At 34.4% G+C, this 12658-nt stretch carries 10 protein-coding genes; 7 read left to right on the top strand and 3 right to left on the bottom strand.

Features of this window, described 5'->3' with window-relative positions:
• Window positions 1-56 precede the first annotated feature (56 nt).
• The 6 genes from AZF04_RS11840 to AZF04_RS11815 all read left to right on the top strand — a co-directional run bounded on the left by AZF04_RS11840 (window position 57) and on the right by AZF04_RS11815 (window position 8805).
• The gene (locus AZF04_RS11840; protein WP_061948904.1) at window positions 57-1427 is read left to right on the top strand and encodes a UDP-glucose dehydrogenase family protein; all 1371 of its coding nucleotides are present in this window, start codon (window positions 57-59) and stop codon (window positions 1425-1427) included.
• Window positions 1405-2430, top strand: a complete 1026-nt coding sequence (locus AZF04_RS11835) for a GDP-mannose 4,6-dehydratase (protein WP_061948903.1) — start codon at window positions 1405-1407, stop codon at window positions 2428-2430. Before AZF04_RS11840 ends, AZF04_RS11835 begins: the two co-directional genes overlap by 23 nt.
• Window positions 2431-2550: 120 nt before the next feature.
• Window positions 2551-3717 carry a nucleotide sugar dehydrogenase gene (locus tag AZF04_RS11830; protein ID WP_061948902.1) on the top strand — a complete coding sequence of 389 codons (1167 nt, stop codon included), beginning with the start codon at window positions 2551-2553 and terminating at the stop codon, window positions 3715-3717.
• A 188-nt stretch (window positions 3718-3905) separates the two neighbouring features.
• Entirely contained in the window at window positions 3906-7109 is a 3204-nt protein-coding gene (locus AZF04_RS11825) for a leucine-rich repeat domain-containing protein (protein WP_161485265.1), read from the top strand.
• 162 nt (window positions 7110-7271) lie between these two features.
• The gene (galE, locus tag AZF04_RS11820; protein WP_061948900.1) at window positions 7272-8258 is read left to right on the top strand and encodes a UDP-glucose 4-epimerase GalE; all 987 of its coding nucleotides are present in this window, start codon (window positions 7272-7274) and stop codon (window positions 8256-8258) included.
• A 97-nt stretch (window positions 8259-8355) separates the two neighbouring features.
• Complete coding sequence (locus AZF04_RS11815) at window positions 8356-8805, top strand: VanZ family protein (RefSeq protein WP_061948899.1); 450 nt, start codon at window positions 8356-8358, stop codon at window positions 8803-8805.
• Between the two features lie 157 nt (window positions 8806-8962).
• Here AZF04_RS11815 and AZF04_RS11810 read toward each other — a convergent pair whose 3' ends face one another.
• The 3 genes from AZF04_RS11810 to AZF04_RS21220 all read right to left on the bottom strand — a co-directional run bounded on the left by AZF04_RS11810 (window position 8963) and on the right by AZF04_RS21220 (window position 11331).
• A complete protein-coding gene (locus tag AZF04_RS11810) occupies window positions 8963-9430 on the bottom strand; it encodes a competence protein ComK (RefSeq protein WP_045483185.1) in 468 nt (155 codons plus the stop codon).
• 811 nt (window positions 9431-10241) lie between these two features.
• The gene (gene deoD / locus AZF04_RS11805; protein WP_061948898.1) at window positions 10242-10943 is read right to left on the bottom strand and encodes a purine-nucleoside phosphorylase; all 702 of its coding nucleotides are present in this window, start codon (window positions 10941-10943) and stop codon (window positions 10242-10244) included.
• A 226-nt stretch (window positions 10944-11169) separates the two neighbouring features.
• A complete protein-coding gene (locus AZF04_RS21220) occupies window positions 11170-11331 on the bottom strand; it encodes a hypothetical protein (protein WP_161485264.1) in 162 nt (53 codons plus the stop codon).
• 381 nt (window positions 11332-11712) lie between these two features.
• On the opposite strand from AZF04_RS21220, the gene AZF04_RS11800 reads away from it, so the two are divergent.
• Window positions 11713-11961, top strand: a complete 249-nt coding sequence (locus AZF04_RS11800; RefSeq protein ID WP_061948897.1) for a hypothetical protein — start codon at window positions 11713-11715, stop codon at window positions 11959-11961.
• Window positions 11962-12658 lie beyond the last annotated feature (697 nt).

Genomic DNA, 12658 nt, shown 5'->3' with positions numbered 1-12658 from the left:
ACTGGTATTAAATTAGGAATAAAATTTAAATAATATAGATAAAGGTAGGAGATAACATGAATAAAATAGCTGTAGCAGGCACAGGCTACGTTGGCTTAGTAGCCGGCGTTTGTTTTGCTGAAAAAGGTCATCAAGTGACCTGTGTCGATATTGATGAGAGAAAAGTAGAATTGATGAAATCAGGGAAATCTCCTATTTATGAAGAAGGTCTAGAAGAGTTAATGCGGAAGAATTATGCTGCAGATCGTTTGGAGTATACCACTGATTATGTAGCTGCTTATCAAGATGCTGATGCTATTTTTATTGGAGTTGGAACTCCTGAATTAGCGGATGGCTCTGCAAACCTATCCTATATTGCAACCGTTGCAAGACAAATAGCTGAATCTGTTGAAAAGGATTGTTTAGTGGTTGTTAAATCCACTGTCCCGGTTGGCACCAATGATAAGGTAGAACAATTTATTCAGGATTTTCTATTAAAAGATGTGCGAGTGGAAGTGGCTTCTAACCCAGAATTTTTGGCACAAGGTTCTGCTGTTCATGATACGTTATACGCTGATAGAATTATTATTGGGACTGAGAGTAAATGGGCAGAGAATATTTTAATGGAAATTTATAAGCCTTTTAATCTACCAATTGTTCCGGTTAATCGTCGCTCTGCGGAGATGATTAAATATGCTTCTAATGACTTTTTAGCACTGAAGATCTCTTATATGAATGATATTGCAAATTTATGTGAGTTGGTAGGTGCTGATATACAAGATGTTGCTAAAGGCATGAGCTTTGATGATCGTATTGGAAATAAATTTTTAAATGCTGGTATAGGCTATGGAGGCTCATGTTTCCCTAAGGATACTAAAGCCTTAGATTACATTGCAAAACAACAAGGATATGATTTAAAAACAGTCAAAGCAGCGATTGATGTCAATACGGATCAGAAAACTGTTTTATTTAAAAAAGCTAGAAATCGTCTAATTACACTGAGTGGTTTAAAAGTAGCGGTTTTAGGCTTAACCTTTAAGCCTGGTACTGATGATTTAAGAGAAGCGGCTTCTTTAGAGAACGTGCCACTATTGCTAGAACAAGGGGCTAATATTTACGCATTTGATCCTGTAGGTAGAGATAATTTTGAAAAAGTTTATCCTGAGGGACAGCATGGTACTGGCTCTATTACATATGTTGACTCACCACAAAAAGCACTTGATAATGCCAACGTCTGTTTTATCTTTACTGAGTGGGGAGAAGTGAAAGCTTTAAGTCCAAGTGATTATAAGAATTTAATGAGAACACCACTTGTTTTTGATGGGCGAAACATTTATTCTGTCCTGAATATGGAGGAAGCGGCAGTCGAATATCACTCTATTGGTAGGAAAGCAACTCAACGAGTAAAAAAGGAGAGTTTAAAAAATGACTTACAAACCTCTCGATAAAGATAAAACATATTTAATAACTGGTGCTGCTGGTTTTGTCGGTTTCTATTTATCAAAAAAGCTTCTTGATAATGGCTGTACCGTTATTGGCTTAGACAATTTCAACGACTATTATGATGTCAAATTGAAAGATGCTAGACTAGAGAATCTAAAGCCATTTGAAAAATTTACATTCATAAAAGAAGACCTTTCAAATAAAGAGGCACTCTTTTCTCTTTTTGAACAGTATAAACCTAATGTTGTGGTTAATTTAGCGGCACAGGCAGGGGTACGTTATTCTCTTGAAAATCCTGATGCGTATATTCAAAGTAATATCGTAGGATTTGCAAACGTTCTTGAGGCTTGTCGTCATTATCCTGTTGATCATTTAGTATATGCATCATCAAGCTCTGTTTATGGGACAAACAAAAAAGTTCCATTTGAAGAAACGGATTTTGTAGACCATCCAGTTTCTTTATATGCTTCGACAAAAAAGTCAAATGAATTAATGGCTCATACTTATAGCCATCTATATGGTATTCCAGCAACTGGGCTACGGTTCTTTACGGTTTATGGTCCGATGGGTAGACCTGATATGGCATACTTTGGTTTTGCTAATAAATATTTTAAAAATGAACCGATTCAAATCTATAACAATGGAGACTTCGACAACGATTTATACCGTGATTTTACGTATATTGATGATATTGTGGAAGGCATTGAAAGGCTTATTACCGTACCACCGACTAGTAAAGTACCTCATTCGGTCTTTAATATTGGTAATAATAATCCGGAAAAACTGATGCATTTTATTACAACACTTGAGAGTTCATTCAGTAAATCCCTTGGTAAAAAAATTGAGTTTGATAAGCAATTTGAACCAATAAAACCAGGCGATGTACCGGCTACTTATGCATCAACAGATAAGCTACATAATGCTATTGGCTTTAAACCACAAACTTCAATAGAAGACGGTTTATATAAATTTGCCAAGTGGTATGTCGAGTATTATCAAATTAAATAAAAAGAATAAATAAAATACTAAATTTTCTTCAATAGCTTAATATGGAATAAATATTGTGGGTATGAATATGATTAGCTACAACGATTACCTTAACTTATTTTATTTAAGGAGAATATAATGATGAAAATTACCATTGCTGGAACTGGCTATGTCGGTCTATCAAACGCTGTCTTATTAGCCCAACACAATGATGTCATAGCTCTTGATATTATCCAAGAAAAGGTAGACATGATTAACGACAAAAAATCTCCTATCATTGATCCCGAAATTGAAGAATTTTTAGCAACTAAGAATTTAAAGCTTACTGCAACAACGGATCATTATAAGGCATTTAAAAATGCAGATTATGTGATTATTTCAACTCCGACAAACTATGATCCAGTCAAAAACTATTTTAATACGGAAACGGTTGAAGCTGTTATAGAATCAGTTTTATCCATAAATTCTGAGGCAGTTATGGTTATTAAGTCCACTGTACCTGTTGGATACACTGAACAGATGCGTGAGAAGTTTGACACACAAAATATTATCTTTTCGCCAGAGTTTCTCCGTGAAGGAAAAGCCCTCCATGATAATTTATATCCATCAAGGATTGTGGTTGGAGAACAATCTGAAAGGGCGAAAATTTTTGCTGATTTGTTAGCTAAGGGTGCACTTAAAGAGAACATCGATATTTTATTTACCAATTCTACAGAAGCAGAAGCGATTAAATTATTCGCTAATACCTATTTAGCCATGAGAGTAGCTTTCTTTAATGAACTCGATACATATGCGGAGCTGCGAGACTTAGATACGAAGCATATTATTGAAGGGGTTAGTTTAGACCCGAGAATTGGTAGTCATTATAACAATCCTTCCTTTGGTTATGGTGGTTATTGTTTGCCGAAGGATACTAAGCAACTTCTAGCCAATTATAGTGATGTTCCTAATAATATTATGGCAGCGATTGTTGATTCGAATCGTACGAGAAAGGATCATGTGGCTGATAGTATTTTAGCTAAAAATCCAAAAACAGTTGGGATTTTTAGATTAACGATGAAGATGGATTCGGATAACTTTAGACAATCCTCTATTCAAGGAGTTATGAAGCGTATAAAGGCAAAAGGGGTAGAGGTCGTTGTTTACGAGCCAGCGTTAGAGGACGATGAATTTTTTGGCTCTAAAGTACTGAATGACTTTGAGCAATTTAAAAACCTATGTGATGTTATCGTAGCTAATCGTCAATCTGAAGAGTTAATAGATGTCTCTGAAAAAGTTTATACACGAGATTTGTTCAGTCGGGATTAATCAATACGAATGTTAACAGCCTCAAATTTTAGTTGAATACTAAAGTTTGAGGCTGTTTTTATTTAGTTCTATTTAACTAACTAATCAGAAGATATTTACATAAATAGGTACATAATGTATAGTATAAAAGTATTATATGAAATGATAGATTTATTTATTTTTATATTTTTTTAGGGGGTTTAATGAAAGTGTCAAAAAAGAAGCCAGTCAGTCATCAATTGCTTATTTTCGTACTTATTTTTTCATTAATTGCAGCACCGTTTCAATCAGTAGCTAGTGCAACTGAGCTTGAAGAGCTAGAGTTAGAGAATGAAAGCATTTCAGCAGAGACAGCTGAAGAAGAACAAGAGATTTCTAATCTTGAAGAATTAGATAAAGAGGTTGAAGAAGTTTTTTCTGAAGAGCAAGTGGAAAGTAGTGCTCAACAAGAAGAAACAGTAGAAGAAAATCTAGAGAGTAACATAGAATCAGAAGAAGAAAATACGGATAAAGAAATTAGTAGTAGTGATTATTCTCCATATTCTGTAGGGTTTGATGAAGTAACTACTACAAGTGACTCTATTACCGTTTCTTGGACGGTGAGTCATGAACCTACAGAAGATATCGAGTTATATTTAGACGGAGAGCATTTTACTGTTCCTAGTAACTCAACAAGCTACACATTTACTGATTTAATTCCAAATGAAAGATATTCAATTACCATTGAAACGAAATATTATAACGCGGAATATGATTTTTATGAATATGTATCGGACCATATTTCGGCCAGTCCTAGTTGGTCGGATGAAGAGTTAATTCCTGTTTCGATTATAACTGTATTAAATGATGAATTATCGTATGATGAAAAAATTCGAATTCGCGGCTTAGATCAAAGTAATAAAGGTTTCAATAGTGATGAATGGATAGATGCTAGTGGAGAGCTAAAGTTGCCTTTAGGTAAATTTGAGGTAACCTTATACAACCATAATGATCCTAGTATTGCAGCTGTTACTACAATTACTATAGAAGAAGGAAAGGATTATTTGAATAATCCAATTCAAATCCAGTTCAGATTAAAAGAAATGAACGAGGCAGCAGAGCCATTTGAATATGAGGTTTCCAAGGTGACCGAAACTTCCTTTACTTTAATATGGAATTCTGTTTCTAAAATTACAGGGTTTAAGTTATATGCCTATTCAAATGATAATGAAGATTATCATCAAGTAGATTCTGGTATGTTCAAGAATGATAAAAATGAGTTTACGTTAAATGGTCTTCAAGCAAATATGACCTATTGGGTTGATTTCTATACAGAGTATGTTCATGATTTAAATAAAGAATATTACTTTAAATTAAAAACCTCAGGAGAAGATGCGAAAGCACCTAAAGTAAACTTTGAAAATGAAAAATTTCATGATGCAGCGGCTAAACAGCTTGGTGTTTTCAATAGAAATGTCACAGAAGCTGATATGAAGAGCTTAGAATATATTAGCATTGAACGCTCTGAGCTAAAAACGTTAGAAGGTCTTCAATATGCTCCAAATCTAGAATATTTGTATGCCTATGATAATGAATTTGATGATATTAGTCTATTAAAAGGTTTAAAAAATCTTACGAATTTAGACTTAGACTATAATAAAATTGAAGATATCTCAGTTCTAGCAGAACTGGAACTGCTAGAATATATTAATCTTCGAGAAAATCAGATATCAAATGTAGACCCACTAAAAGGACTAACCAATTTGGTAGAATTATCGTTAAGCTATAATCAAATCGAAAATATTTCAGCATTAAAGGATTTGAAACAGCTTGTATGGCTCGATTTAACGAGAAATCAAGTTTCTAGCTTAAATGCTTTATCTGAATTGACACAATTAAGAAATCTTCACTTAAATCATAATGAAATTTCTGATATTGAGCCACTAAAAGAGTTGAATCAATTAGAATCATTACATTTAAGAGATAATCAAATTACTACTGTTGACGCTCTAGCAAATCTAACAGGATTAAAGAATCTTCAATTAGGAAACAACCAAATTAAAGATATATCAGGATTGAAGAACTTAAATCTATTAAATGATTTAGTTATTTATTCAAACAATATAACGGACATCTCTAGCTTAGCAAGCTTGACTAATTTAGAATATCTTGATTTAGATGATAATCAGATTACCGATATTTCTGCTTTAAAATCATTAACAAATCTTCAATATCTATACTTAAGTGATAACCCAATTACTGATATTTCTGTCCTTAAAGAGCTTCCGAACTTACAAGAAGTTTCTCTTTACGGAGTTGAAGATATCGACCAGGAAACGGTACAATTTTTACGCAATCGAGGAGTAGAAGTTCGTTATTATAATGATGATGATGACTGGAATGATTGGGATCCAGATGATGACTTTGAAGATGAAGAATTGGATCCTGAAGTAGTAGAAGAATTGAAAAAAACATTCCCAGCAGATAAAGGCTTTGTCGTTAGTGATAAAGGCGATATTACTTTAGATTTAACAAAGCAAAGTAATAAAGAAAAAATGGAATTAACAACTGAACAAACCAGAATGTTAATTGAAACGAAACAATCTTTAGTGCTTGATAACGGTGGTGTAACAACGTCTATTCCAGCATCAAGCTTCGATAACTATGATGAGCCTGTAACGATTGAAGTAAAGGAATTAGAACGCACGCCAAATAGTTTGAGTAGTACTTATGACTTTACAGTTAAGCAAGGTTCTAGAAATATTAGTGCATTTGATGAGGGTGTCACATTAACGTTTAACGTAAATGCAGGTTTAGCTAAGAATCCTAAAAATTTAAAAGTGTTTTATTTTAATGAAGAAACGAAAAAGTGGGAAAATATAGGTGGAACTTACCAAAATGGTCGAGTAACCGCTGTTACTTATCATTTTAGTATCTTTACCGTTATGGAAGCAGCAGATGAAGATGGAATCTCTGATGAAATTGTAGATGTTGATGAGCAATTACCAACTCCAGGTGAAGGTTCAGGAACACCAGGCGGAGGAACAGGAAATACACCAGGTGGAGGTTCAGGAAATACACCAGGTGGAGGTTCAGGAAATACACCAGGTGGAGGTTCAGGAACACCGGGTGGAGGAACAGGAAATACACCTGGTGGAAATGCTGGAAGTAATGGGAATACGGGAACAACTCCGGGTGGAAACACAGGTACAGCTCCGAGTGAGGGCCAAGGCTCAGACGACGAAAAAGAAAGTGATTCAGATGTTGAAGAATCAACTGTAGCTCCTGTGAATACTTCAGCTGATCAGAAAGATCAAACAAACTCATTACCTAATACAGCTACGAATAGCTATCAAGCTTTATTAATTGGTGGATTGTTGTTAATAGCGGGACTTATCGTTCTTGCTATGAAACAAAGAAGAAGAGCTTATTAATTACAATAGAACAAAAGGGACGAGCAGGTTGCTTCGTTCCTTTTGTTGTTTCATTGATATCATGTAAAAGTATAGTAACTCATACAAAGAGCTTTAAATCTATTCTCTTAATAAGGTAAAATAAGAATTATATTAATATTTCAGAGAGAAGGGTTAGTCTATATGAATATTCTAGTTACAGGTGGTACTGGTTATATAGGTTCTCATACGGTCATTTCTCTATTAGAGGACGGACATTCAGTGGTTGTGGCTGACAATCTATCTAATAGTAAAGAGGATGTCATTGAAAAAATAGAGAGAATTTCTGGAAAAAAGATTACCTTTTATAAAGTAGATATAACGATAGAAGAGGATTTAGAAAAATTATTTAATGCTCATAGCTTTGATGGAGTCATTCATTTTGCTGGATTGAAAGCGGTAGGAGAATCGGTAAAAAAGCCTTTAAATTATTATTTTACCAATTTAGTGAGTACGATGAATGTGACGAATCTTTGCTTAAAATATCAAGTGAATCGCTTTGTATTCAGCTCTTCAGCAACGGTGTATGGCGATAATGCGGTTCCTTTTGAAGAAAGCATGGAATTATTACCAACAACGAACCCGTACGGTGAAACAAAGGCGATGATTGAGCGAATCCTAACAGATATTGCAGCTGCGAATCCACAATTTGCTGTATCTATTTTAAGGTACTTTAATCCTGTAGGCGCTCATAAAAGTGGATTAATTGGTGAACTACCAAATGGTATACCGAATAATTTAATGCCTTATATTACACAGGTAGCCAAAGGTATAAGAGAAAAGTTGTATGTATTCGGTAATGACTATCAGACAGCTGATGGTACTGGTGTTAGAGATTACATTCATGTCGTCGATTTAGCAGAAGGTCATGTGGCCGCTCTTAATCACTTAAAAGAAGGAGTTCATACGTTTAATTTAGGCACAGGAGCAGGCACGAGTGTATTAGAGCTCGTAAAGGCTTTTGAAGTAGCCAATGATTTAACGATTCCTTACGAGATAGTAGATAGAAGAGCAGGAGATATTGCAGAGTGTTATGCAGATGTTACGAAAGCAGAAAAAAAATTAAATTGGAAAGCGCAAAAAGGAATCATTGAAATGTGTCGAGATTCCTGGCGTTTTGAACAAAACTGATTATTTTCAAAGCTCAAATTGATGATATGAGTCAGTTTGAGCTTTCTTTTATACTTGCTACTGAAACAATTCTTGAATGAAATTTTAGGAGAAAAACATGAAAAAATGGTTTGTATGGATACCTGCTCTACTTTGGATGGGACTTATATTCTTCTTATCTCATCAGCCTGGAAATGATTCGGGAGCATTGAGTGGGGGCATTACGAAAACAATCATTGACGCTATTCAGTATATAGTACCGAAAGTAGAAGTACCTTTAGAGACCTTGCATTTTATCATTAGAAAAGGAGCCCATTTTTTTAGTTATTTTGTTTTAGCCATTTTGTATTTCTTTGCTTTAAATAAGATGAAAAAATTATCATACAATGGATTAGTTGCATTCTTAATGGCGACCATTTATGCAATAACCGATGAGTTCCACCAATATTTTATTCCTGGTAGAGTCGCCGCCGTAACAGATGTGATGATTGATAGTCTTGGTGCTTTGTGTGGAATAATCAGTTATATGCTTGCATTGAAAGTAGTTAAATATTTTATAAAGCGCTAAGATTAAACGGTTAAGCTGTAGAAAGAGGCGTAGAGGTTTGAAGGGGTAAAGGGTAAACATAAGAGTATATTCTAAAACTTCCACGCCTGAATTAAAGGTAATCAAGCGTTTAATTAAAATATGTAATAAGCCCTGAATACGGTCTTTTTACTGTAAATTAAATGCAATCTCTTCCGTATAATGAAATAAGGTGTAATGTTCTTAAGTATTGCTGTGAAAAAGCTCTTTTGGAAAGATTAATGGTCAGTTTTTCTCCATTTTTAAAGGTAATAATCGTTTGAGAAAGATTTTCTTGATTTTGATGAAAAGTTAAGATTTGGTTAAAGTTTACCATCATGCATTCTGGTGATTGAACGGAGCGGGTAGGAATAAAATATAAACCTCTTTGATCGACGATAATCGGTACTTTTTGATGGTAATCAACGGATTTTCGAATCGCTAAATTTCTACCTAAAAGGTTAGAGCCACCAAGTCTAATCATATTAAATTCGATAATTTGTAGTGGTGTTTGCTTCACTTTGTAAACGTTGTCAAATTCGTAAACAATGGTTCCATATCCATCAGTAAAATGATTGACTAAATATAATGTCTTAGGTGAAATGATATAAGTTTCTAAAATTCCCATTGTAATCACTCCTCTAAAAATATTAAATGTAACGACTCAAAGTAACCAAGTTGAAGTGTAGGTCTTTTTAATGGATAATCATAGAACATCTCCTTTCTTCTTTAAAAAAAGGTAATAATTAACTATAACTAATTTACTATCAAGATAAATGTTTGTCAATATATTATTTAAATATTTTTATTTTTTAGTACTTTTTGATTATTTGAGTGAGTTTCATAATGGCTCTTTAAGTGAACGAAACTGAACATTAATTATAAAATATGTTTTGAATGTTTGTGGATTCACTCGATGATTGTAACGGTAGGTAGTGACTCCGTTTGAAGATCCACTCTGACGAAGCTCTGCGTAGTCAGAGTTAGCTGAAGACAAGCCCTTGGGAAAGCATCTACCTAAAGTGGAAATCAAAAACCTAATCGATCGGTTTTCTTTAAAAGATAGAAATGACGAAGTGGGTTTAAGTGAATGAATCGAACTTTTATTAAAAAATATGTCTTGAATGTTTGTTCATTAACTCGTTGATTGTAACGAATAGGTAGTGACTCCCGAAGGATCAGCGCAGTTTGAAGATCCACTCTGACGAAGCTCTGAATAGTCAGAGTTAGCTGAGAACAAGCCCTTGGGAAAGCATCTACCTAAAGTGGAAATCAAAAACCTAATCGCTAGGTTTTCATTATAAGAAATGAATGATGAAATTTATTCATTTACTTTTATAATAGGAATATTAGCATAAATTTATATTATTGGTGATTTTACAAAAGAAAAGCTCTAAGAAAAATATCTTCATCGACATCTTCTTAAAGCTTAATGATGATTATTTGGTTACAGAATCCAATGCAACCTCCATCATATCGTTGAAGGTATTTTGTCTTTCCTCTGAACTCGTTTCCTCACCTGTAAGAATATGGTCACTTACCGTTAAAATTGATAAAGCCTTGCGCTTATATTTCGCAGCTAGAGTATAAAGAGCAGAGGATTCCATTTCAACTGCTAAGATTCCGTGCTCGGCCCATTTTTTATGCTCCGCATTATCATTATAGAAAATATCTGCTGTAAATACATTCCCAACCTTTAAGCTAAGTCCCTTTGCTACTCCTTCTTCAAACGCATTCTTTAGCAAATCAAAATTAGCAGTTGGTGCATAATCGACGACTCCAAATGTGTTTCGGTTCATTTGAGAATCAGTCGATGCGCTCATAGCTAGTATAACGTCACGGACTTTAACATCCTCTTGTATCGCTCCGCATGTTCCAACACGAATTAAGTTTTGAACATTGTATTCTCTCATTAGCTCTGTCACATAAATTGAAATAGACGGGACACCCATACCTGTACCTTGCACAGATATTCTTTGACCTTTATAGGTACCAGTAAATCCTAGCATTCCTCTTACTTCATTATAACAAACAGGATTTTCTAAATAGTTTTCAGCAATATATTTTGCTCGTAAAGGATCTCCAGGTAACAAAATAGTTTCAGCTATTTCACCTTGCTTAGCTCCAATATGTACGCTCATGGTCATTCCTCCTAAAAATAGTTTCATCCATAAGTATAGACGAATCACTGCTGGATTACTAATAAACACCTATAGTATTTTATATTGGTTTGTAGTGTATTGGAAGATGTTTATATTTTTATTGAAGGGGTAAACAAAATTAAGCCATTATTTACAAGATATATTAAGGAAATGAGTGAATTTCCTAATGGCTCTATAATTGAATGAACCCAAACGTTTATTAAATTTAATTGTTGATTGTAACGGTTGTTGTGACTCCTAAAGGATCAGCGCCGTTTGAAAATCCACTCTGACGATGCTTTGCATAGTCAGAGTTAGCTGAAGACAAGCCCTTGGGAAAGCATCTACCTAAAGTGGAAATCAAAAAAACAAATTGTTCGGTTTTCATTAAAAGAAGAACCTTTGTGAATTAACTCTTTAATTGTAACGGTAGGTAGTGACTCCCAAAGGATGAGCGCAGTCTGAAGATCCACTCTGACGAAGCTCTGTGTAGTCGGAGTTAGCTGAAGACAAGCCCTTAGGAAAGCATCTACCTTAAAGTGAAAATCAAACACATAACCACTTGGTTTTCATTATAAGATATGCATGATGAAATGGATTCAAGTGTAGACTAATTAAAATAATTGTAAGGTAATCTACCGAAAAACTACCCGAAAATATATTTTCAGACTATTATAATAATTAAGTATTAGTCATGATTTAAATAAAGGACCATAATATATAAAGTGAATGATTATCTTCAATAATAAACAAAAAGGATGTGGATAGGATGAGAAAAGAAGTCTCAAATAAAAACTATTACTTAGCGGAAATTGATTACAAAACACAAACAGCATATAGCAACTCAACAGAAAGATGGAGCTGGGATATTTATATTACAGCTACTGATAATAATGAGTATATAGGCAGAGCAAGCGCTCCAGGTAAAGGAATAGAAGTTCCTTGGACTAAATTAATGACAGCTGATTACTTACAAGAAATGATGGAAAAATGTGAAGAGCATATGGATGCCTCATAATAAAAATAACGACTCGATATTTCGAGTGGTTATTTTTTTGTGAAAACGAGAAGGGAGTGATGGAGGAGAGCATAAAAAGGAGCGAGCTATAGGTCGGGAAAGCTCAGGATTAGAGAAATAGTCAGAAGAGGAAGCCGTCTATTCACTCGAATCAGGAGCAATAGTACGGACAAAAGGGAGAACTTTATTGGAAGGAAAAGCAACTGAATTAGTGAAAACGGTCGAAAGGGGAAGCTCTATTCACCGGAAAAGGGAGACGTATCAAAAAAATGGTCAAAAGGGAGCTGCCTATTTACCTGAAAAGAGCTCTCACCAAAGAAAACGGTCGAATAGGGAAAGTCTATTCACCCAAAAAGTGTGCGAATCCAATAGAAGGGTTAAAAGAGAGAAAAAATAATCACTCAAAAAGTGACCGCAACAGGGAAAAGGGTCGAAAAGGAAAGAACTGATTAACTGCAGTAGAAGTAAAAGAGCTGGAAGCCTCAAAGAGGGAAGGATTCTATTTGAAGGAAAAAGGTTGAGTGTAAGCAAAAGTGTTAAAAGGAAGGGTGCTATCCACCCGAAAAGTGATATCAGCCGGGAAATCTGTCGAAAAGAAGAGTCAAGTCTATATTTATGTGTAAAAGAATTCACAATGAGTTGCTGACTTTGTTAGGCTGTTTTTAAGTCGAACCTGTATTGGGCGTAGTCATACAAA

This window comes from Alkalihalobacillus trypoxylicola (genome assembly GCF_001590785.1).
Classification (GTDB): domain Bacteria; phylum Bacillota; class Bacilli; order Bacillales; family Bacillaceae_D; genus Alkalihalobacillus; species Alkalihalobacillus trypoxylicola.
This window is presented reverse-complemented; position numbering and strand designations above follow the sequence as displayed.